This window comes from Bradyrhizobium sp. NBAIM08 (assembly GCF_020193935.1).
Taxonomy (GTDB): Bacteria; Pseudomonadota; Alphaproteobacteria; order Rhizobiales; family Xanthobacteraceae; genus Bradyrhizobium; species Bradyrhizobium yuanmingense.
The window spans coordinates 23,336-46,567 of record NZ_JADYVR010000016.1 but is presented as its reverse complement, the minus strand read 5'-3'; the positions used below and the strand labels follow the sequence as shown (position 1 = coordinate 46,567).

Below are 23,232 nucleotides of genomic sequence, written 5' to 3'. Positions count from 1 at the left end.
GAGCCTCGCCAAGCAATTCCGGGTTGCGGCTGAAGCGCATCGGGACAAACGTAATTTGCGAGCCTGAGGCGCATGGATAACAAGTTGGATCTCTGCACACTGATCGAGCGAAACGCTGCGTATACTCCCGGCAAAACCGCGATCCGTTTCGAAGGGCAGAGTCTCAGCTACGCCAGCCTCAATCGACGGATCGAGCGGATCGCTCGCGCCTTCAAGAGCCAGCTCGGCGTCCAAAGGGGAGACCGGATCGCGATCCTCAGCCTCAACAGGCCTGATTATCTGGCGCTGCTCTATGCGTGCGCGAGGCTCGGCGCAATCCTCATACCATTGAATTGGCGTCTTGCGGCCGCCGAGCACGCTTTCATTTTGTCGGACTCCGGGGCAAAAGTGCTCGTTCTTGAGCAGTGCTTCGGCGCAGCTTTGCCTGTCCTGACGAAGCAAGTGCCCCATGCCTCTCTTGTCGGGTTGGACTTTACGCCTCTCGGCGGCTGCAAATTGGACGATCTCCTGGACGGAGACTGTGGCGACGGACGCAATCCTCGCGCGGAGCCGTCTTGCCCGCTTCTGATCGTCTATACTTCGGGCACCACAGGGCGACCGAAAGGCGCCGTGCTGCGTCAGGAAGCGTTGCTCTGGAACGGCATCATGAGTCAGCACATGCATGACCTCACCTCGGCCGATCATACGCTGGCTGTTTTGCCGTTCTTCCACGTTGGTGGCTTGAACATCCAGACGACGCCGACTTTGCATCACGGCGCGACGGTGAGTATCCACACCCGCTTTGGGGCGGAGACCATGCTTGATGCGTTCGAGCGTGACCGGCCGAGCTTGGCAGCCCTGGTGCCAGCCATGATGCAAGCCCTGGCCAGCAATGGTCGATGGGAAAGCACCGACCTATCCTCGCTCAGAGCAATCTGTACCGGATCGACGATGGTGCCTCAGCACCTTGTCGAGCGCTTTGTCGCGCGCGGCGTTCCAGTCCTGCAGGTTTACGGTTCAACGGAGACCTGCCCGATCGCTGTGTATACGAAGCTCGGCGGAAATCTCGTGCCTGAGGGCTCAAGCGGCTTGGCAGGTCTCTGCTGCGAAGCGGCGATCCTGGATGATTCGGGCCGCAAGTTGCCGCCCGGTAACCCAGGCGAAATCGCAGTCCGTGGACCCAACGTTTTCTGCGGATATTGGGGCAATCAACAGGCAACGCGTGAGGCTCTTAGCAATGGTTGGTATCGCACTGGGGACATTGGCCGCTGCGACGCAGATGGATATATTTGGGTCCACGACCGCAAGAAAAACCTGATCATTTCGGGCGGAGAGAATATCTATCCGGCAGAAGTAGAGCGTGTGCTTGCGGACCATCCGGATGTCGCGGAATGCGCCGTGGTCGGTCGACCCGATGCGCGCTGGGAAGAAGTACCGGTCGCTTATGTGATCAAGCGACCGGGCGCCCGGGTCGAGGCGGAAGCGCTGACGGCACATGTCCAGTCACAGCTCGCCCGTTTTAAGGTGCCGCGCGAAATCATTTTCACACAAGAACTACCGAAAACCGCGTTGGGCAAGATCCAGCATTTTTTGCTGAAGGATCGCCACGTGATCAGCCCGAAAGGAGCTATCAATTGAGATCGGCAGATTGGAGGCGCGCCGTACTCTCCCGCTACATCGCAGGTGATATCGAGACGGCGCAAAATCAACCTTCGCTCAGTGCCTCACCACGGCGCAGCAAGTTCAACATTGTGGCCTGACGATCCCTGTCTGATCGCGTCCAGATGCCCGGAGGTCGCGGATGCCGCGGATCTTGATCATGAATGCCGGTACGGCTCAAATGTCGGGCGCCGATCTGACATCAGCTCAACTTTCGCTGGCCGCCAACTCGGCATACCGTTCAGCGTGGTTTGCCCAGCACGGCGACCTAATAGTCTCCCCGGTAGTCATCCCGGCGGATCTGCTATCCTTCATTGGCGCGACGCTCGATTTCGACGCATCGAGTCTTTTTCTCCTTGTACCTGAAGGCGGCCGCCAATCGCCGGTCCTTGATGACTGCACATTGCTGTCCAAGACTGTCGTTGAGCGCATCAACCGACATATTCGTCAGAAATCAAACTGGCGATTGCATCCCTGCTACTCTACTGAAGGCGTCGCACGCCTGGCGGCCATGCTGGGCATACCGCAGACCGGCGACGACTTCGCTCTGCAGCGAGGGCCTGATCTGTTGAACCGCAAGAGCCACTTCCGTCAATTGGCGACAAGCGTCGCACTTCCGCTGCCCAATGGATCTGTCACGACGGACTCAAACGAACTATTCAGAGCGGTCACTTCCCTCAGATCCGAGACCGGCAGAGTCATTGTAAAGCTGGACAATGGAGCCGGTGGGGTCGGAAATGTCATCCTGACCGGCAAAGAAAGCGATCCACTACCTGGGGCAAGAGATACCCGGCTAATTTCATGGCCGTCGTTTGATCCTGACGCGCTTTGGTCTGAGATGACAACAGCGTCGTGTAGGACGCTGGTCGTGGAGTCGTACCACCTGGCCCGGTCTTTGTTCTATCTCGAGTATGAAATCGAGGATGATGGTTCAATCGTTTTCATCAACAGTGGAAACATACGTCTGCGTAAAAGCACAGATCGATCCGAAAGAGCTCTGATCTGGACAGGACTTGAGCTTCCAAGTGACCTGACGAACGAGCAATGGTTGACCGCCCAGGCACACGCCTACCGATTTGTGGCACTTGCGCGAGACCTGGGATATCGCGGAATGATCAACATTGACGCCATTTTCGCGAATCACGGTCGGTTGCTGTTTAATGAAGCGAACGGCCGCTGGGGTGGCGGCTCGGTGTTACACAGTATTGCGGTCCGACTGCTGGGCTTCGACTATTCCGGTTGCAACGTTATTTTATCCGTGAGAAATGTTCGATCACGATCCCTCCAAACAGCGCATGATCGTTTCGGCAAGGAAGGATTTCTATTCGACCGCACACGCAAGGAGGGCGTGATCCCGCTTGCTGCCGACGAAGAGGCTGGCACGGTGGAGTGCCTTGTGATCGCGCGCGACAGGCCCGCGGCCCGCGATCTGCAGCACCGCCTACTGAGAATTGCTTGATTGAGATCCCATCGACCATATCTTGGACCGTTCAATTGATCCGAACTTGCCCCTGCTTTCGATCGCACCTTGAAACCCGTACCTGAGGACGTGACGTGAATGTCTGCTCCGTCTCGCTCTGGCTCTGTCAGCCCAAATCGCGGCTACCCTTAAGTCGCTCGTGCGTGCCGATCGGCGGTAAGCCTCCGAGAAGAGACGCCTTGCAGCGGACTGGCCTGATAGTTGAGAAGATCAGTGCGCTGAATCGACTTGAGGTGGTGGAAACAGGCCGGCGGCGCTGGTCTGAGAGGATAAGGCTCGGATTGCTTTGGAAAGCATGTCCGAGCCACGCCTGGTTGCGGCGACAGCGCGGCGATATGGCTTGTCGCGTTCTCTGCTGGTGACTTGGCGAAGGGCCGTCGCGGCAGACCGGACCAAATCCGAGGCTGGCTTTGTCAAGGCAGTTGTGGCCGAGGGTGGGGCATGGCCCCGGTGGCGGCCTCATCGGAGAGCGCGACAGCACATTGGACGGAGCATCGGATTGAGATAGAGCTGGCTGGCGGGCGGCGCGTCATTGCCGATGCGAGGCTCGACGTTGAGGCGCTTCGTCGGACTATCGAGGCTCCGGATCCGGGGTGATTCCAATCCCTAGGGGAGTTCGGGTGTGGCTGGCGACGGGCCACACCGACATGCGCAAAGGCTTCGTCTCAATTTCGTTGCAGGTCCAAGAGGTGCTGCGCCGTGATCCCCTGAGCGGTCGCTTGTTCTGCTTCCGCGGGCGCCGGGGCGATCTATTGAAGGTGATCTGGCATAACGGCCAGGGAGCATGCCTGTTTACAAAGAAGTTGGAGAGAGGTCGTCTTATATGGCCGTCGCTGGCGGACGGCGTGGTGTCGATCTCGCAGGCACAGATGAGCTATCTTTTGTCCGGCATCGATTGGCGCAATCCCCAGGAGTCCTTGCGTCCAACCAGCGTGGGCTGAGAGTTTGTCGTTTGAATCCGGCGGCGAACATGATTCCATTTGGTCATGGACTCCGCCGGCGACGGACTGCCGCCCGATCTCGCTGCCGCGCATGCAATGATCCTGGCCGAGCGTGCGGCCAGGCTTGCGGCGGGGGGCCAAACTTGCTGAAGCGGCCAATGCCCAAGCAAAGCAATCGAGCAGCAAGCGCTGATCTCCCACCTCAAGCTCGAGATTGAGAAGCTGCGGCGGACATTTTATGGGACGCGCTCGGAGCGGTCGGCGCGACTGCTCGATCAATTGGAGCTGGAACTTGAGGAGCTCAGGCGGCCGCAACTGAAGATCTACAAAGGAAGCGCCAATCAGATCATGGCCTTCAAGATGGACGTTTCGGTGCTGTCCAGGCCAACGAAACCGCTGACCCGCTCTACTCTCCGAACTACCTGAACCTTAAGCTTGCGGAGTGATCCGCTCAAAACGCGCGGCCCTGAGAGCGGGCCGCGAGTTAGACCACCGCACCCGTATAGCTTTCGAGCAGTCCGCACCCGTTTGTTCGGGCGGCATTCGCACACAATCAACATCCACAACAGCACGACCGCTAGGGGGTCCGTCAGGCCAATCCAAGTGGGACCGCACAGAAGTTCAACGAGAAGGGGCGGCATGGTAGCAAACGCTTTTCTCCATGGGCCTCATTCATCAATGATACTCAGCCACCCCGGGCTCCAAGCGCCCACAGGCAAGCGACCGTGATTGCGGTGAAAACGAACACAGCGCCAATTGCTAGCGCAATTTCCATCGTCGGCTTCCTTCTATTGCGCGGACCACCCACCAGACGGTGTATGTGAAGGAATTCCTCCGCCAATCGACTATCTGGACACCATTGTCCGTCACTCTCACGGAGAAGTGGGTTGAGGTGCAATAATCAAGGCCGCTGTAGAGTCGTGGGCACTTGGGCCCCGGTAGCCAATGCGGCTCCGCACCGAAGTGATATATACTCGGTAGCGCACCGGCCATGGGACATTCACTTTCGAAGTCGTAACCGTTTGTTATGCTCGCGGTTACGCGGACTCTGATTCTGTTGTACCTGCGGCCTTCATGTTCGTACACGCTGAGGACTTCACGACCGAACGCATGAGCGAACGCGATAGCCGCTGAAGCCGCTCGAATACGTTGCTCCATGTTGCCTCGCGAGCAATAGCGGGGCGGACCCGAAATGGCACTGAAACATGTCAGGCCCGCCCCAGCATCACAGCCCCTGCAAGACCGGTGACGCTCACTGCACCCAAGCAAGCAACGTGCCTTTTTTCAAAAGGCTGCTGTACCTCGCCTGGCTGTGTGTACTTGTCCAGTTTGTCCTATTTTGTTCTGTCCCATAGTCCGTTAGGACGCAAAATGTTTGCAACCCGACATTCGCGTGTCAACGTTGAACTCAAGCGCAGGTAAGCTCGCAATCGCACAGAAGGGCGATCGCATCGCTCCGGAAGTAGCGCTGACGCTTGCAATCTACACCCTGCCGATCCCAAGCAGCGATGGGAATTACTCAAGAGTCCAGGTTTTATTCTGAGTATCGCCGACAATAAGCTGTGCATCGACAACAAAACCGCGTCACGAAAGATGGCAATCCTACTTGGCTCTACCAATTCAACGGGTCAGTTGCTCAGCAGTGGAATTTTGTACCCCTAATGGAGCTTAGTGTTCCAGAGTGACTGCCTCAAGGGGCGCGACGATTCGCGGCGCGCACAAACCGAATTCCGCTGATTACTCGCAAAGTGCGTCTGGTACGATCATCCTGCAGGCGCAAATCCGAGTCGTAAGGCAAGCACGAAAATGAGTTCATGGGACGGGCTTAGCCCTGGCCAGTTCTTGGCGCGAGTAGCGTTTTCACTCGCTGTAACGTCCGCCGTCGTCGCCGTGACTTTCTTCGTAATCCGCTACATGGCGGGCTTTCATCGATGATCACAGCAGGCGCAGTGATCAAACATCGCGCTCTGCCGGACAAACCGATAATACGCGCAGCAAAACCGCGAAAGAAGGCGATGGAATGCCGAATTTAGGCGCCCATGCGGGATTTGTTGCATTAGTCGGTTTTCATTGAGCATTGAGCGCTACGATTTCATCGCTGAACGAGTGGCCTCACGAGGCAATCTAGGCGGCCTGGAAGGAACACAACGGGAGTCTTTTGGCTATTTGCTGCACAGGAGCAGAACATCGGTAACCATTTGTACCGTATGGGCAGGTTCGGCGGATGAGGTGCTCGATGTGCAGCGGCTTCGTCTGGCCGCTCGCCCCTCGCGACAATCGTCTAATCAGCGCTCGCTTCGCGTCTACCACAAAGTACTCCGCAATTAGGCCGTTCTGCTGCCGGGCCATGCCGGCCGCTTGCAGACGGGAGCCGAGACGTGCTGCGAGCTGCTCTGCGACGGTGTTGTTGTGAGACCCAGCGGAGTCATAGTGATAGGCAACAGGGGCGGCGGGCACGCGGCGATCAACCAGCAGCAGCGACCAGTCGGCGCCGCCGCCAGTAACACCACCATCGTTCACAGTCACGAACAGGAAGTTGGCGGTACCTTTGTCATCCTGATCATTGACAATCTGCCGGAAGGTTTGTGCGTCGTCGCTCCGGCTCCGGATTAAGCGCACCAGCTGGGCTTGCTCGGGTTGAACGAATCGGGTCTGGGCGATGAGATCCGGATCGTTCCTGTGCAACTCGTCCACGAGGGCGTGGTCGGCCGGGCGTCTGCCGACGGGGAGACCGACAAGTTCTCTTTGCTGGCCCGCGCTGCCCGACTCATGGAGCTTCCCTCGAGTTGAGGTAAAGTCCATCCGTTCTCTCTTTCGAAATGAATACTCAGGACTCGGCTAATGCAGGACGATCGAGCAAAACACCGCGCGCGATTAGGGGCTTCAGACGAGACTTCTCTTCTGATGGACCCTGCAAAGGCCCAGTCCCCGCACATCCGTCGCAAATTAGCCCGAGCATTCGGCTGTTTGCTAGGTGTGTAGCTGTCGAGAACCTGACGACAACAGGGCCTTCCCGCGCGCGGCGCGATTACACCATCACGCGCCGACACGCCTCTCGGTTCGAGGCAGCGACGATGACTTACCACAACTACCCTGAGCAAACCTTTGCTCGGATTACGCGTGGTGGCCTTTATACAGGCAGCAAAGCTAGCTGTGGCTTCTGACCTGCATTGTGGCAGCCTTTGCGAGCGACAGTCTGACCACAAGATGGCCAAGCTACCAATCTCTCCTGAGAGCTCACCCGTTACCCAACTCATTCGAAGCCATTTCAGCCACCTCATTCAAGGGCCCTTGGTAGAGCTTTCGATGATCCGGCGGTTCGCGCCGCTGCGCTTTGAACAGAAGTAGACCAGCGATCGGCGCTCGCCGGTCAGCACAGGCATCACCTCATGCCGGAGCTTACATGTGGTGACAAGTACCGTACCAAATGGCGGTTGGAACACCTGCTGTTCGTACCCGCTTGGATATACCACGAACTCACCCCCCTCAAAGTCTCTCGCCAGCTGCACAATCACCGAGTACTCGAAATCCGGGTCGCTCGCAGCATCCAGATGAATGCCAACAAAGGAGCCAGGGGGCATCCGATGCATTTGGCATCGGCGAATCACGTAATCTGACGTGGCTCCCAAAATCTTTCTTAGCGCGAAGGTGCGGTCTTTCCTTTCAAGTAGTTCCATGATCTCCCTTGGAGCTGCACCACTCGCGTCGCTAGGAGCGCGGCCGGGCGGGTCTATCCTCACGCGTTTGACGAAAACATTGTGCGAGTCGCCGGCATCTCCCTCCCTCACTTCTTCTTCGGGAATCTCAGCCTGCAGCTGATCGATCTTGGCCAAGTCATCTTGGGTGAACAATACCTGGGGGCCAATCACGACCGTACCCTTCACCAACAGCTCTATGCGGTATTTTGTCAAAGCCTCTTCTGAAAGCAGACGGGATTTATGATTCATTGCGCGCGCCATTCGAGTTCACTCCAGGGTTTTATCTTCGACGCAGGGCTCCAGGTCCTGGTGCATCGAGCGGAACGCTTGGTCCCAATGCTCGCCATCGAAGTCGCTTATTGTTATGCGTTCGATGGTCCTGTTATCCAGACATCGAATATTTACGCTGAATCCGGACGGGTTCGACCGCGGCCTATAGAATGGCTTTACGCCACAAACCCGGCAAAACGTGTGCCGAGCGATGTTCTTGTTGAACTGGTACGCCGTGAGGAATTCTTCGCCGCACTCAATGCCAAGCTTTTTGCCAGGTACGAGCAAGTGCAGAAATCCAGACATTTGACAGATTGAGCAATTGCATCGAACTGCAGAGAGCTCTCGCGGCGCTTGGACGTAGAACTTGACAGAACCACAATGACAACGGCCATGGTGTTCGATCTCCGACCGATCATCATGAAGTGAGACAATTCGGAGCAGATCGCGGCACCACTGTAAGCTGAGCCGATAGGCTCGATCGAATTCATCCAAAAAGCGATCGTTACGGTCAGCCGGGACAAGTTCGCCAATCAGCCGGCTTGTCATTTTTCCGTGATACTTCTCCGCGGGATCTTCTCCGCCGACATGGCTGCGGAAGTACTCAAGATCGTCAGGCCGCGCCTTAAAGGTTTTGACCAGAGTGGTCCATAGCGACTGGATCATATCTGCAGCGTGTAGCTCAAAAGCGACCATGTAGGCGCAACGCACCAAAGGATCTTTGGATGACAATCCGGCATAGAGAGAATGCAGGTACCGCTTCGTCGTGGCGCTGTAGTTGGGCCGTATTGCTCTGCCGAGTAGTTGCGACGCATCCTTTCTAAACAGGTTCGAGTGGAAGTTTTCAGTCACCAGAATATCGGGTAGCGCCGCCTTTCCGCCCTGGAGAATTTGGCCATAACCACCCGTCTCATCCCAACAGATGAAATTTGCGACCACGCTGGTCAGTTCAACGTCCCTCGCAAGATCTCGATTGTGATTCATTGCATCGAATATGAGATCCTTTTGCGACCCCGCCTGCAGGTACGGGAACGCCTGTGACATCGCCAGATATTCAGGCAGCAGGCTAGCGACCTGGTCCTGGGACATCTCCGCAGCGAACGGGTGCGGGCCGAACAGGGCTCGCGCTTGCTCGGTCAAATACTCGCAGCATATCTGCGGAGGCTGACCGGGTGTAAATCGAGACGCTTGAGATGCCATTTGACCCCTGGCGATGAGGAGAGAACGGTCCTTGACGGAGCAACTTCGTATCCGGGCCAACTATTGGCTACCGCCATTTCGTTGGTTTCGATGAGCTTGTGATCGCGTTTACCATCCAGGCGAAATTCTTGGTGGCCAGCTTCGCGGTAGCAGACAGCGGCATGTTCAGTCCTGTTCGCGCGCATGGAAGGGAACGCGTTCATCAGCTGAGCGGCGGCGATCCAGACGAATTCCGGTGCACGAAAAGTCCGATGCCGCGAATTCCCGACACGGCCAGCATTCGCTTGCAGAGCCATGGCGAGATTTGCGCCGCGCAGGCCCTCTCGATTTCTGCTCCTGCCAGTTGGTCGAACCGCTATGATCTTCGTACAGCATTACAAGGACTATCCGCATCCACCTGACTCTTGGGGCCTTCGCCCGCAAGCCGCGCGAATGCCGGCTGCTGGCCGGCACGAGCTTTTCAAAGAGACCGCCGCTAGGTTTCGCGCTTCGCGAGCACCGCCCCGCCGCTTTCTTGCATGCTTACAGCAATCACCGTGCCAACTCTTGCACTCACCCCACAGGTTCTGAATACATTGAAACAAAGCGCTGGCGACCGATTTCTCATTGCAAGTGTATTGAACCTGATGGCGCTTGCACGGCCGTCAAAAACCAACCGGCGAAGAGCCAGCCGCCACTCACAATGGGTATAGGGCTGTTGAATCGCGGAGATTGGTCCAAAGGTGCCACATAGGTGGGCTTCGCACTTTCAACAGCGGGACAGTGCTTTGGGCGTTCGGGCGCTAGTATGGTGGTCCCGGTCGCGGACGTATTCCGTCCTTGCTCGTGACAACTACGCGCGAAACAGTCGCCTCAACGCCGTCGAACACGACCATGCAGTGGGATCTGGACGCATGCGCAGCCCTTTGTCGATCTGCCTGACAATCGCGGCCAACTCCGGACATCGATCGAGGCCATAACGTGGTCTACGGAACATGCGGTCCCAGGTGATCGCGAGCAATCGAGAACGGCATGCACCCCGAATGCGCTGGTCGCGGGCCCCGATGCCTAGCTACATCTTGCGCGCTCACTTGACTCGGGTGCCTCTTGGCGTTGGCACATCCTTGGACCGTTTCAATCTGTTGTTGCCAGGACTCTCCAGATCAAGCGTCACGGACAAGTGCCTTAAGATCGGCTTCGAGCTTCGGTTCACGCTTGAAAATCGCGTCTATCAGCGCTTGCGCCGGTTGTTCGGCGGCCTCAACCAACGCCGCCTTCTCAGCCCGCGCAGAGGGGGCGAACACTCGCTTGACGACGGTCGGCGATCCCTTGAGGCCGCATTTGGAGACGTCTTCGATACCGGCATCGTGCGCGCTCCATTTCACAATTTTAGCACGCGCGGCACGCAAGGCATCCACCATCGCGCCGCGCCGAATCTGATTCGTTGCCTCCAGCATGGTGATGAGACAGGGCAGCCTCGTGTGCAGCACCTGGACACCACCTTCGGAGCGTCGTTCCGCTTCAATTGTATGGTTGGCGAGATCTAAGGATCTGACCTTCGCAACGTAAGTTAGCTGCATTACGCCCAGCCGCTTTGCGATGCCGGGCCCAACCTGCGCCGTATCGCCGTCGATGGTCTGCTTTCCCGTGAAGATGAGCTTTGTCGGGCCATATTCCTTATCAATTTTTCGGATGGCTGTTGCAAGTGCATACGTTGTTGCCAGGGTGTCGGAGCCCGCAAAGCAGCGATCGGTGAGTAGGACGGCGCGATCGGCGCCATAAGTCAGCGCCTTTCGCAAAGACTCTTCCGCCGATGGCGGTCCCATTGTAAGCACGGTAATTTCGCCGCCGAACCGATCGCGCAGCTCGAGCGCGGCCTCGAGCGCGAAGAGGTCATATGGGTTGATGATGGTCGGCACTCCCTGACGCATGATTGTGTTGGTCACGGGGTGCACGCGGATCTGCGCCGAGTCCGGAACCTGTTTGATGCAGACGACATTGTGCACGGTGTTGCTCCAACAATTGCGACAGCTGCGAAGAGCAGAGCAAGTGTTGTACCATCACCCGCCCCTTTGGAATCGGCTTGCTATCACACAGGCTTAGATCGGGTGATGCGCCCCTCTAGCTCGCTCTTCCCAACGAACAATGCCAACATAAGTCAGGGCTGCGACAGCGCTGTTCCGCACGGCGCGCCAGCTGAGTGAGGCCAGCCTTTTGACAGATTACCGTCGCTAATCACCAGCGGGCGGCGGACCGATTGACGTTTTTTGAGCATTGCCGCTCACTAAAGCGCGATGAGATTAAGATGAATCATCATCGCGCTTTAGATCTTTGTTTGAGCATGATCTTTTCGGAAAACGCTTCACACTTTTCCGGGGATCGGCGGATAGGCATCATAGCTTGTTAGAGGTGAGCAACCGACGATTCGCGATTGCATGGCCCACAGGTGACGCTCGGTATGTCATGGCGCGCGAGTCCATCTCTCACCGAACCAGGTAAACCCGCCTTTCGACAGCAGTCCCGCAAGCGGGCGGGTGGTTTCGCTCGGGGCCAAGTTGCCGCCGAGGGCGGACCATTCCGTTCAGATTGCGATGAGATTGCCTATCGGAGATCGTCCTCATATAGCTATTTGGGAGTAGCAGTTCCGGCCGATGTCGTCGTTCAGAACCGCTTTATCTCGATTCCATATTTCCTCAGCGCGTAGCCAATCTGGCGCGGCGTTAGTCCGAGCAGGCGCGCTGCTTTTGCCTGCACCCAGCCAGATTTTTCCATGGCCGCAACGACCCGTTCGCGATCGGCCATCTTCGCGCCACTAACGAGAGCTGTGCCGGGAGGCCCCAGTGAGGCCAGTTCGTCGCCGACAGACTGGACCGGCTGGCTCGCTTCAGCTAGCGGAATGATGGGCTTTGCCGGCACCGCTGGCATGGGTACGGGCTGCTCTTTCCTCTCGTCCGACGTGCTTTTCCACAGCATCGCGGAAAGGCACTGGCCGTGGCAGCATGCAAAGTCACTTCTCACGATCGATGATCCGGCGCACAGCGTCGCTGTTCGCTCGATGCAGTTTTCGAGTTCGCGGACATTTCCCGGAAAGCCGCAGTTCATCAGTACATCGATCGCACTCGGCTCCAAAGTCAGAGTACGGCCATTCTCGTTATTGAAATTTCTGAGGAACTCCCTGGCAAGCGGAGGAATATCACTGCGTCTTTCGCGTAGCGGTGGCAACAGTAAGGGAACTACGCTGATGCGATAGTAAAGGTCCGCCCGGAACTCGCTCTTTGCGACAGCCTCTTCGAGGTTCTTGTTGGTCGCAGCTATCACTCGAACATCGACCTTAATAGTCTGGTTGCTCCCGACGCGCTCGAACTCCTGCTCTTGCAAAACGCGCAGCAACTTCGCCTGGAACGGAGCTGAGATCTCGCCGATCTCGTCAAGAAAAAGCGTTCCCTTGTCAGCAAGTTCGAAGCGTCCCTTGCGCGAGCTAAACGCACCGGTAAAGGCGCCTTTCTCATGACCAAATAATTCGGATTCCAGGACGGTCTCAGGAAGCGCCGCGCAATTCAGCTTAACGAACGGGCGCTTGGCGCGGGACGATGATTCGTGAATGGCCTTGGCTACGAGTTCCTTTCCGGTGCCGGATTCACCACGCAGCAGAACCGTGCTGTTCGATCTGGCTACAACGGCAATCTTCTCGAGCAGCCCGCGCAGCGCCGGACTGTCGCCAATGATCCCATGGGCGTGTAGCTTCTTGCGCTCCCGAGAGGGTTGCCTGAGCTCTAATACCTCCTTTTGTAGCCGGTCTTTCTCCGCCATCAGTCGTTCGCGATCGCAGGCGAACAAGCGGTGTAACTTCACTGTTTGACCCACCAGGTTGGCGATCATGGCGAGCAGTCGCGCATCGTACTCGAGCCGGAGACTCGACCTATCGTCCCGGATGCGGTCGACCGTCAGCGTGCCCACGACCTTACGGTCAATGCGAATGGGAACCCCGATGAACGACACTGGCATACTATCGGAGGCGCCGAGCACTTCCCGGTCGGCAGCGCTGAATACCAGCTCGGCGGCCACGTTCTCGGCGACAAGAGGCCTGTCCGTCGCGATGATCTGGTCGATTGCGTTCCGCGGCAGTCGCATCCGGTAACTTTCGTCGCTGCCTTCGTTCCAGCCGGCGCCCACCGTAATATCCGGCATGCCGTCCTCGTCGAACAGTGAGACGATGCCGTGTCGCATCTGCACAAACGATTGCAAAAGACCAACAACGTTGGCCAACGTGACTTCGAGCCGACAAGGAGCGGCAAGAATTTTCGATATTTCGAAGATGCCGGTGAGCGCGCTCTCACGCAACGGCTCCCCCGGGGGCTTACCCTCCGGCTCAGGTTGCGAGGCAGATCTTTCGTGTGAGAAAGGGATATCCAGCATGAGGCGGCCTCCGTTGTCTTGATCGTCCTCCCTGGTACCTTGTCCTGGTTGGCGAGCTTCGTTTTGCATGTCACTCTCGATCTAACGCCAAGTGTTGACGAGATGACATAGAACCGTGACACCTTTTCATGGCACGACGATAAACTTACAGTGTGCCTTCATTCATTTTTGCGGATTGCGTGCGCATCGTCAGCGGAGACCATAAGCGCCGCTGCTGCAGCTCAAGTTAGCTGTGTCGCCAAGGCCGGCCGATTCACAGATGTTGCCCACCATTGACCGGCACCTCGGCCCCCGTGACATAGCTCGCCGCATCCGAGCACAGGAAGAAGATGACCTTGGCCACTTCATCCGGGGTTCCCACTCTGCGCAGCGGGATGCTTGGCACGAGACGCGCTTCTGTGTCGGGCGATAACATGTCCGTCCTGATTTCGCCGGGCGCAATTGCATTCACACGAATGCCATGCGGCGCATAATCGTGCGCCATTTCGCGTGTGAGGCTCGCAAGCGCAGCTTTCGACGTCGCATAGGCACTGCCGGCAAACGGGTGCACCCGCGAGCCCGCGATCGAAGTCACGTTCACGATCGATCCTGACGCGGCTCTTAGCTCGTCAAACAAACCCTGCGCCAGCAGGATCGGGGCCACCAAATTGAGATGGAACACCCTCATCCAGGTCTCGGTAGACGTCGTCAACGACGTCATCCGATCGCCAGCGGGCGTTTTCGGCGAGACACCAGCATTGTTCACTAGTGCGTGCAAAGGTGCACCGGCCAAGCGCTTCTTGACCTCAGTGATCGCGCGCGGCAGCATTCGATGATTACTGAGGTCGATCTGGACATGATCCTCGTCCCCTGCGTGCCAGGGACATCGCTCGCCGTCGAACGGTTGACGCGCGCAAGAAATGATGCGCCAGCCCGCCTCCGAGAACAGCTTGGCAGTGGCATGACCAATTCCGCGCGATGCTCCGGTGAGCAGCATCGCCTTCTGTTCTCCGCCATGAACGCGGGCTTTATCGGCGTGAAAGGGGCAACCCAAATGTGTTTCGGGCAGCGAGCCTGTGATCAGATCGTCATTTGGCAGATCGAGATCCACGCCCGCCTCCCCTCCTGTTGCGCGCCGCACGCGTAGCAGGATTTGGGCCACCGCGATGCAGGTAAATCCGCTTCCGTTTTGCGTCCTAATGTCGCGCACGCGGAATGCTTGGCGTATTCAAGACACGGTGCGTTTGCTTTGTGACAGCGATGGTGCATCGGCTACGTAACGTCACGAGCACACTCGCCTGCGCCAAGACCCGGCGGCAAGACGCACGTTATCTCCTGACTGCACAGGAGGAAGAGCCAGCGGAGGCCAGTGCTCTCGTCGAAGCAACGATCGATCAGGATCGCGGCCACGGCCAGTAGCCGCGTCAACTCGAAAACTGACGTCACCAGCTTCGTACGTTAGATTCTGTGGCAGCTGATGCTGACTTCATCGCGCCCTTGTTCTGCTGTGTCCAGCACCGGCACATCGCCGGGCGGATTGATTCCAGACCACGACCTGGCGTGATTGTTTCGCCAAAATAGTGGATCTCGAGAGCGCCCGACCGCCACGACGGAACTCGCCGGCTGAACGGCGAACCTTTCGATATGTTCATCCGCGATCGACCGCCGATCAGCTTCGACTTGCGGGTCCGCCCGAGGAAGACGAAGACGTGTTCCACTTGTTTAACGCGGCTGCAGCGCATTGCCGCCATTGTTGTCGACGTCGAGCTTCTGCGGAAGGCATTCGCCCGCCGCATCGTTCTGTTCTCCGCTGGAAGTTCGCGGCAGCGCATCCCTTTGGACAGACAATTGCCGCCCCGAAAAGAACTGCCAGTACTGCTGGATGCAAAGAGCGGCTATCAGATCGATCAATCGAGCTACGACTTTCATGAAGCTACGAGATCTTTCGATTCTTCTTCAATCAAGATCAATCGGCTCGGATCATTCAAATCGAATTCTATAACGCGTGGGGCAAAGAGACGCGCATAGCGCGTGAAGGCGCTCGTCGGGGGAAAACGGATCACGGTGTCGCAGCACGCAAGGAGATACATTTCGATGAGAGCGGAAAAGCCGCCCTCGGCTCCGAGCGCCGAGTTGTGCAATGGGCCAGCCTGAGGCGCCTGGAATCGTTTTGGGATCGTGAAAACATCAGGGAATATAGTCGAAACCTTCTCAAGGACGAGCGCGCTGTCCGTGCACAGGAAAGCCCTCACGGGTTTTGCGTGGGGTAACCCCATGGCCTTATCAATGGCGTTACAGACCTGTCGCAAGGCGCGCTCCGGGTCAGCCCAGTAGGGAGCATGCCCCATGATATCCTCGCCGTTGCCATGCCGGACATGGATGCCGATTACGCTGTACGATTCAAAGTTCTCGCGGTAGATAGCATCAATCCGAGCCTGAATTTCAGGTCGTGGCTTGATGCTTCGAAAGATTTCTCGTTCGGCCTCCTGATCACAGCGCCACATCAGGCAGGCGTCACACACAACCGTGTTAGCCTCACTATCTTTCTGACTTTGGAACAGTTGATCGAGTTCGTCGCGTTCCCGGAAAATCTGCTCGTCCGGGCGATAGACGCAATCGATGGATGGCTTGTTCCACCATGCCGGGAAGAATGGTCCCGGAAATGAACACTGGTTAATCTCGTCACCGCAAATCACCCGCACGCCAGCAATGTCTTGAACCGGTTCGAAGAAGACTGGAAAGGCATTGGTGAATGGCTCATCGAGATAACAAGACCCCCGCCAATCAATGGCTAGCGTCCGTCCCGTCTGCTTTGCAAAACGCCAGGCTGCCGCCAGTGACCACAGGCAATCGCCGAACCCCGTACGTCGCCGGGAAACTACGAACCGGTCATTCCTCGAACCGCTAAGCATCTGCATTTCCTCTTCCCGGGCTCCTGGTTGGACAATAGACGTCATCGCAGACATCTCACGTATCATCTCGTCCGAGGCCATGGCCTGATTTCGCGGTGCCGGCGAGCTGCGTCGGTAGAACTTCATAGCAGCGCTATCCCTGGTGAGCCGCGTTCTTTCAACAGTTTGCGTATTTTCTTCAGCGGTGTTGCGTCGACGTACCCGATTTCAGGCGGATGCCCGATGCCACCCTCTGCGCTGGATAGCCTTGCCCCCTCACATGCAGGTATAGCCATGGCCATTGCTCATGAGTTCGGGCTATGTTTCGTTTTGCACTTTATTGTGCCCTCGAGCGCGCGGAGGATGCAGGCGAACGCCCCGCACCTCCCACACGAGCCGCAATTCCTTCACGAGATCTTCACGCTTGGCCTGGTCCAGCATGGTTGCGTCGAAAAGACAGCTGAGCGACGCCTCGCCCTCGATCCGCATCAAGATCTCGAAAAGCTCATGTGAGATACGCATACTATGGTGGGCGGAATGTCCCGTGCGGATCTCGCACACCGTTTCCTGGCGATCTGGCGCTGTGTAGGATCGAACACGATGAAGGGATGCATACGGCGGCAATGACACGCCCAGTGCACACCAATCCTGCAGTGAAGCTGGCCGCTTCCTGACGAGGAAAGGGCCAACAACAAGTCCGTCCAGGTCAGTCGTCAAGAATGTGGTGATCGCATCTGACACGGACTGCACGATCGGCTCGGCATTGTTGTTAAACGAGGTATTTAGAAGTATCGGAATGCCCGTTCGCTTCTTGAACGCACTAATTACATCCCAATAGGTGGGGTTTGTCCTTCGCGATACTGTCTGCAGCCGAGCGGTCCCATCAACGTGGGTAACCGCACCGAGCACGTTACGCTTGGCTTCACGCACACGAACCACGAAATTCATGAAGGGGAGCTGCCGCGTGCCGTCCGGCAGCTCAAAGAACTCGCTCGCATCCTCTTCCAGTACAGATGGCGCAAAGGGGCGATAGCCCTCGCGCTTCTTGACCATCGCGTTGATGCGGTCCTTGTTTTCCGCAGGCCTCGGATCCGCAAGAATGCTGCGGTTACCAAGCGCACGTGGGCCGAACTCAGAGCGGCCCTGCACCCAGCCGATTACAGCACCATTTGCCATCCAGTCTGCCGCACTGGATGCTATGTCATCACTTCGTTGAATGTCGAGGTGGCCTGACCATGCGTTGAGCTCATGCTCTACGGCTTGCTCGCTCCCGAGATCAGGCCCCCAATAAACGTCCGGCAGTCGCTCGCGCGGCGCTGGCCTCCCCAGTTCGTTTGAGACCATCAATGCAGCGCCGAGCGCGCAACCGGCGTCGTGCGCCGCGGGTTGAACAAAGATGTCATCAAATAGCCCGGAATAAAGCAGCTTACCGTTCAGCGTGCAATTATGGGCTACCCCGCCAGCCAGGCACAAGCGTCTCATGCCCGTCGCTTCACGATGGTGCCGCAGGATGTGAAACACGATCCGCTCAAGCGCTTCCTGCAGCGAAGCGCTGACATCTCGATGCTGTTGGGTGAATGGCATTCCTTTTCGCCGAACATCGATGTTGCGGACCAGGGCCGGACCGATTCGATCCAGGTGAACGCGATAGCCACCGTTGTCCAACAATTCGTAGAACTGCGCGAAGAGTTCGCGATAGGGAGTGGGATCACCGTATGGGGCAAGTCCCATCACTTTGTACTCATCGAACAACCCGTAGCCGAGATATCGAATCGTCTCGAGATAGAACAGTCCCAGGGAGTTATGTTCCGGGAAGCTTGCAAGTTGCGCAATTTCAGTGCCAGACCCCGCCGCCAATAAGCCCGAGAGAAAATCGCCACCGCCGTCGATCGTAAAAACGAGACTTTGCTCGAACCCGGACATGGAAAACGCGCTCACGGCATGTGCCTCGTGGTGATTCACGAAGGAAAGCCGAGACGGATCGATCTCGGCGCCGAACTCCCGTGCCAGCAGCTGCCGCAGCAACAGTTTGGGGTCCAAGGGAACGGGCTGAGAAACAGAAAGACGCTCGAGCATGGTTTTGCAGTAGGCTTCAGTCGCGTAGAACGCGATACGGTCGATCTCGCCGAGCGAGACTCCTGCGGTAGAAAGGCAGTATCGGATCGAATTGCTCGGGAACTTGTTAGAGTGCTTGACGCGGTTGAGGCGCTCCTCTTCGACAGCAGCAATTACGCGGCCATCCTGCACAAGAACCGCAGCGCCATCGTGAAGAAATGTAGTCGGCAGCTCCGGAGAGCTCTCATAGACTTTATCAAGACCGCCACTCACTCCCAGGCACAACATCCCGTTCTCCATTTGAACATGACAGGAAGGCTAACTGCCGCCCCACCGATCTAATCTGTACAGTCGCGCCCCGCCGGGCGCGCGTGCCAGACAGCACAACACAACTTTGCTGGGTCCATCTCGGCGCCTAGCGACAGGCGCTCAGAAGCAAGGCTGCTAGCCCCCGACACCGATCGACCGAACAGGCGGCCGTAGAACCGGCTCGATTGCGGCCTCTTAAGGCCATTGCAGAAGCTGCTCTAATAGACGAGGTCACCCCCGAGCTACCGCAGAAGCATCGTGACACTGCATCGATTTGACTTTGTCCGTTTCGCTCAACTCACGTCAACGCAGCAGGCGGCGCCGAAATAGTGCTGTCGACGCGAAAAAGGGCAAAACCGCGTAAACGCAGAGCGCACCTACGTGCAGGGCAGCACTGTCGGCACCGCGCTCAAGCATCGCTGGGCGAATAAGGTCGACCGAATGTGCGAGAGGCAATAAGCTGACGAAGTGCCGAAATGAGTCGGGCAGTTGGCTTGACGGAAAGACCACGCCGCACAGAAACACCATAGGAGTGAGGACAAGTGTCTGGTAAAACACGAAGTAATCGTAACTTGGCGCAAGGGATATGACGACCATCGCCAAGCTGGCGAAGACAAGGCCAGTAAGGGCGATTGTTGGCATCGCATAGAGAATGGATAGCCATGATGCGTAACCGAGAGCGGCGGCGACGATCGCGATCGCTGTTCCGGCCAGAACGGACTTACTGGCCGCCCACACCAGTTCACCTAGGACGATATCGCCAAGCGTTAGCTGAGTAGAGAGAATTGCTTCCCAGGTGCGCTTGGCGTCCATGCGTGCAAAGGCTGCATACATGGTTTCAAAGGTCGCCGACGTCATGGCGCTGGTCGCGACCATGCCTGCCGCCAGGAAGGCGATGTACGACGTCCCCTCAACGCGCCCCAGGATCAGTCCAAGGCCAAAGCCGAGGCCAAACAGATTGGTTAGAGGATCTGCGAGGTTGCCGAGAATCGATGCAAGTGCGACTTTCTTCCATGCGAGGAAGTTCCGACGCCATACCGCGATCCAGTTGTACGCGTTAGCGGGCATCACCGCCGCATAACTTTCACCCATCGCTCACTTCTCCATCTCGCGCCCGGTCAGCCGCAAAAACACGTCTTCGAGATTCGGGGGGCGCTGCAGAATACGAAGGCTCGCATGCCCATGCAGTTGCACGCGCACCTGCTCCGGATATGGCGCATAACAAAAGAGCGTTTCTCCACTCACTTCAACGCGCCGGGCATACGGCCTGATCAGCTCGCGGAGCTGATGTGGATCACCCCCATAGATTTCGATCACATTGCAGCCAATATGCTCGTCGATCAGGTCGTCTGGCTTGCCTTCAGCGATCTTGCGTCCACCCTCGAGGACACACAGCCGATCGCACAAGCGCTCGGCCTCTTCCATGAAGTGAGTGGTCAAGAGAATCGTCTTGCCCCGCGCAAGTAGAACTCGCAGACGTTCCCAAATCAGGTGGCGGGCGTGCGGATCCAAACCAGTCGTCGGCTCATCCATCACGAGCAAATGCGGGTCATTGATTAGCGCACGTGCCAGCGTCAGCCGCCGTTTCATGCCACCGGACAGCGCGGCAACGCGCGTGTCCGCTTTTCTCTCGAGGCGTGCGAACTCGAGCAGCGAGGGGGCGATCGCCTCGATCTCGCGAGCGCTCATGCCGAAGTAGCGGCCAAACACCAGCAAATTCTCTCGTACGGTGAACTCGAGTTCAAGATTATCGAATTGCGGCACCACGCCGATACGCACACGTGCGACACGAGCGCGTGCAGGCACAGGCTCATTGAGCACCGTAATCTTTCCTCCGTCCGGCGAGATCATGCCAAGCAGCATGCGCGCGATCGTGCTCTTGCCGGCTCCATTCGGCCCGAGAAGGCCAAAGCATTCTCCGCGCGCGACCGAGAACGACAGCTCATTGACGATGACCTTGTCGCCAAATGATTTTCTCACGCCGGCAAGGTCGATTGCTACGGTGGACATGATCACTCTTAGGCTGAGAGAAGTCGTTCGTCCGACAATGGCTTCCCTACCACCGTTTTGGTCCAGAGCAGGCCGTCGCACCACACATGCTCAACGCGTCCCCAGTGGCAGGCCGCGGCAGCATCCGGGAAGAATCCACGCCCGTGGAGGTTAGCACTGGTATTGCAGAGCAGCGGAATGCCGGTAAGCTTCTCAAATTCGACGAGAAGCTCGGCGATTTTGTGCGGAGAGTTGCGGGAGATTGTCTGCAGCCGCGCCGAACCGTCGAGATGGACGACAGCGGGGACCCTGTCGCGCCATTCCGCGCGGGTCTGGTGATCGAACAGCATGTAGGGATCTGGCGTACCTGGGCTGAAAATCTCCGGCGCCCGATCCTCCAGACAGATCGGCGCCACCGGTCGGAACTGCTCGCGACGCTTGATGTCGTTGAGATGATCCTTCATTGCCGGGGAGGTCGGGGCTGCAAGAATGCTTCTGCCGCCCAACGCCCGCGGACCAAGTTCGGCGCGCCCGGAAAGGAAGATGACCGGCTTGTCGTCCGCGAGAATCGCCGCAAGTTCACGCAGACTGCACGGCGCCGCCTCCCAATCCGGCGGAAGCTCGCTGTCGTGCAGGGCCGGACCACTGTAGACTGACCATTCCAATGGCCCGAAGCCATTTTGCGCCGCCATCGCGCCGCAAGCAGCGCCGATCGCCGAGCCGCTGTCATTCGGAAACGGCGGCACCCAAACATCATCGAACAATCCAGTCGCACGAAGCGCGCTGTTCCACTTGATATTGAGACCGCAGCCGCCGGCGATACATAGATTTCGCGCTCCCGGAAGCGACGAGTGTTGCAGCAGAACCATCGCCATTTCCTTGACAAGAAGACGTTCCACGAACACATGAAACGACGCAAGGACGTCCTCCGCTCGCTTGGCCGTCAGGCGCAAAGCGCTTGCCTCGAAGAAGTCGTGCAGAGCTGCAAGAGACGCTTCCGGATTGTTGATCTCAGCGCGGTACCGACGTGCCTGCTCCGTGTCAGCGGCGAAGCGCTTTTCATAGAGCTCCTGAAACACTGCGACGATGCTTTCGTCGACAGAGCCTAGCGCGATGTAAGCCATCAGCTTGCCGGCGATGCCCAAATCCCAACTGGAGCGGTTCGGCTGCCTGTATGGGCCGAAGTGAAGGCCCGCGGCAGCATAGGCATGTCCGATCATCGGAAACAGGCATGCAATGAGCCGTGCCCCCCGAGGTTCCACATAGTAAAGACGTGGAAAGATGCAGCCGTCCCATACCAGACAGAACGTGGGTTTTCCCGCACCTGCAAAGGGACTGGTGCTATATGCTGACGCGACGTGGCCTGTAACGTGCGGGTAGCTCTTATATGGAAACACCTTGTCTCCGAGGATCACGCCAAAGCCGTCGACGGAATCAAGAAGGCCCTCAGCATGGCGCTCGACATATGGCGCCCCCTTCAGCGCGATCGGCACAGCTCCACTTAGGACCTGGAACTGCGACTCAATCTCCCCATCCCAGCCGTCGATGACGAACTGATCGATATCCCGCGGATCCAGGCCATGCTCCGCCAAGGCGAGCACGACTGCATCGAGATTCTCGACGGATTGGTAGCGTGGACCGTTGCCGCACTTCTCTTGCTCGGTGCAAAAGACAAGTCGCCCGTCCTCGATGACAGCAATTGCCCCGTCATGGGTTAACTTGATGCCGCAGATGCGCATACGATCCCCTGGTCTAGTGGCCGACGTTTGATTGTTCTGACGAGTGACCCGGCTTCCGGAACCGGACTATCAAGGAGTCTTCGTTGATTGACTCGGTGTGGCAGTGCAGACGTTCGACCTCCGATAGGCTCTCGTTGAAGAGGGCGATCACCGTTTCGGCACCAGCAGCAAGCCCCCACCGTTGACATGTGGCATCACGTGCGGACCCGAATATCAGAGCCCCATTTGGCGCTAGGATCCTCACCAGGTTGCGGATAGCCGCTTGCATCTCGACAATGTCCTTGAGGTAGTAAAGAACCTCGGCCACGACGATCAAATCGAACTGTTCAGTGGTCGAGAACCGCTGAATGTCGCAGGTCACCCACGTGATATGTGACCACTTCCTGGTCCGTAGTCGCGCTCGCTCGATCGCCTGCGGCATGACATCGACCACGGTGAGTCGTTCGCATAGCGGAGCCAGCATGTCCGTGAATGCACCGGCTGCACATCCTACTTCGAGGCCACACGAAACATCTCCGTTGCAACCCGACATCCGGAGCATTTGAGCGTATCGCTCCTGCTCGAAGGCACTACTGTCGAGACGCCATGGATCGTCGGCAGCCAGCTCTCGCGCTAATTGCTGATGGTTTGCGTCCAGGGTCATGAGCC

The 23,232-nt window shown here is 57.7% G+C and carries 17 protein-coding genes and 1 pseudogene; 5 read left to right on the top strand and 13 right to left on the bottom strand.

Annotation, left to right across the window (positions count from 1 at the left end; genetic code table 11):
- The first annotated feature begins 84 nt into the window (after window positions 1-84).
- The 4 genes and pseudogenes from I6F37_RS34175 (at window position 85) to I6F37_RS46020 (ending at window position 4,485) form a co-directional block, all read left to right on the top strand.
- Window positions 85-1,617, top strand: coding sequence for a class I adenylate-forming enzyme family protein (locus I6F37_RS34175; RefSeq protein WP_225131013.1), 1,533 nt, complete (start codon window positions 85-87; stop codon window positions 1,615-1,617).
- Window positions 1,618-1,780: 163 nt separating this feature from the next.
- Window positions 1,781-3,097 (top strand): peptide ligase PGM1-related protein, encoded by a 1,317-nt coding sequence (locus I6F37_RS34170; protein ID WP_225130996.1) that lies wholly within the window; start codon window positions 1,781-1,783, stop codon window positions 3,095-3,097.
- Between the two features lie 641 nt (window positions 3,098-3,738).
- On the top strand, window positions 3,739-4,059 hold the full coding sequence (tnpB, locus tag I6F37_RS34165) for an IS66 family insertion sequence element accessory protein TnpB (protein WP_345944123.1): 321 nt from the start codon (window positions 3,739-3,741) through the stop codon (window positions 4,057-4,059).
- Between the two features lie 96 nt (window positions 4,060-4,155).
- Window positions 4,156-4,485 (top strand): annotated as a pseudogene (locus I6F37_RS46020) (hypothetical protein).
- 1,698 nt (window positions 4,486-6,183) lie between these two features.
- On the opposite strand, the gene I6F37_RS34155 reads toward I6F37_RS46020, so the two are convergent.
- The 3 genes from I6F37_RS34155 to I6F37_RS34145 form a co-directional block, all read right to left on the bottom strand.
- Entirely contained in the window at window positions 6,184-6,753 is a 570-nt protein-coding gene (locus I6F37_RS34155; RefSeq protein WP_225153935.1) for a hypothetical protein, read from the bottom strand.
- 587 nt (window positions 6,754-7,340) lie between these two features.
- Window positions 7,341-8,018, bottom strand: coding sequence for a 2OG-Fe(II) oxygenase (locus I6F37_RS34150; protein WP_225129664.1), 678 nt, complete (start codon window positions 8,016-8,018; stop codon window positions 7,341-7,343).
- Between the two features lie 6 nt (window positions 8,019-8,024).
- Window positions 8,025-9,167, bottom strand: a complete 1,143-nt coding sequence (locus I6F37_RS34145) for a GFA family protein (RefSeq protein ID WP_225129665.1) — start codon at window positions 9,165-9,167, stop codon at window positions 8,025-8,027.
- A gap of 158 nt (window positions 9,168-9,325) precedes the next feature.
- Here I6F37_RS34145 and I6F37_RS34140 point away from each other — a divergent pair, with 158 nt between their 5' ends.
- Entirely contained in the window at window positions 9,326-9,628 is a 303-nt protein-coding gene (locus I6F37_RS34140; protein ID WP_225129667.1) for a hypothetical protein, read from the top strand.
- 741 nt (window positions 9,629-10,369) lie between these two features.
- Here the strand turns inward: I6F37_RS34140 and I6F37_RS34135 are convergent.
- The 10 genes from I6F37_RS34135 to nodS form a co-directional block, all read right to left on the bottom strand.
- Window positions 10,370-11,212 carry an electron transfer flavoprotein subunit beta/FixA family protein gene (locus I6F37_RS34135; RefSeq protein WP_225129669.1) on the bottom strand — a complete coding sequence of 281 codons (843 nt, stop codon included), beginning with the start codon at window positions 11,210-11,212 and terminating at the stop codon, window positions 10,370-10,372.
- Window positions 11,213-11,867: 655 nt separating this feature from the next.
- Window positions 11,868-13,691: a nif-specific transcriptional activator NifA gene (nifA, locus tag I6F37_RS34130; RefSeq protein WP_225129671.1), complete on the bottom strand. Its 1,824-nt coding sequence runs from the start codon at window positions 13,689-13,691 to the stop codon at window positions 11,868-11,870.
- A gap of 184 nt (window positions 13,692-13,875) precedes the next feature.
- Window positions 13,876-14,712: an SDR family oxidoreductase gene (locus I6F37_RS34125; RefSeq protein ID WP_225129673.1), complete on the bottom strand. Its 837-nt coding sequence runs from the start codon at window positions 14,710-14,712 to the stop codon at window positions 13,876-13,878.
- A gap of 611 nt (window positions 14,713-15,323) precedes the next feature.
- On the bottom strand, window positions 15,324-15,512 hold the full coding sequence (locus tag I6F37_RS34120) for a hypothetical protein (protein ID WP_225129675.1): 189 nt from the start codon (window positions 15,510-15,512) through the stop codon (window positions 15,324-15,326).
- A gap of 14 nt (window positions 15,513-15,526) precedes the next feature.
- Window positions 15,527-16,639, bottom strand: a complete 1,113-nt coding sequence (locus tag I6F37_RS34115) for a nodulation protein NodZ (protein ID WP_275945329.1) — start codon at window positions 16,637-16,639, stop codon at window positions 15,527-15,529.
- Between the two features lie 171 nt (window positions 16,640-16,810).
- On the bottom strand, window positions 16,811-18,835 hold the full coding sequence (locus I6F37_RS34110) for a carbamoyltransferase (RefSeq protein WP_225129677.1): 2,025 nt from the start codon (window positions 18,833-18,835) through the stop codon (window positions 16,811-16,813).
- Window positions 18,836-19,159: 324 nt separating this feature from the next.
- Entirely contained in the window at window positions 19,160-19,948 is a 789-nt protein-coding gene (locus tag I6F37_RS34105; protein WP_225147986.1) for an ABC transporter permease, read from the bottom strand.
- A gap of 3 nt (window positions 19,949-19,951) precedes the next feature.
- Complete coding sequence (gene nodI, locus I6F37_RS34100) at window positions 19,952-20,866, bottom strand: nodulation factor ABC transporter ATP-binding protein NodI (RefSeq protein ID WP_225129681.1); 915 nt, start codon at window positions 20,864-20,866, stop codon at window positions 19,952-19,954.
- Window positions 20,867-20,874: 8 nt separating this feature from the next.
- Window positions 20,875-22,584, bottom strand: a complete 1,710-nt coding sequence (gene nodU / locus I6F37_RS34095) for a nodulation protein NodU (protein ID WP_225129684.1) — start codon at window positions 22,582-22,584, stop codon at window positions 20,875-20,877.
- A gap of 13 nt (window positions 22,585-22,597) precedes the next feature.
- Window positions 22,598-23,227, bottom strand: a complete 630-nt coding sequence (gene nodS / locus I6F37_RS34090) for a nodulation methyltransferase NodS (RefSeq protein ID WP_225129686.1) — start codon at window positions 23,225-23,227, stop codon at window positions 22,598-22,600.
- Window positions 23,228-23,232 lie beyond the last annotated feature (5 nt).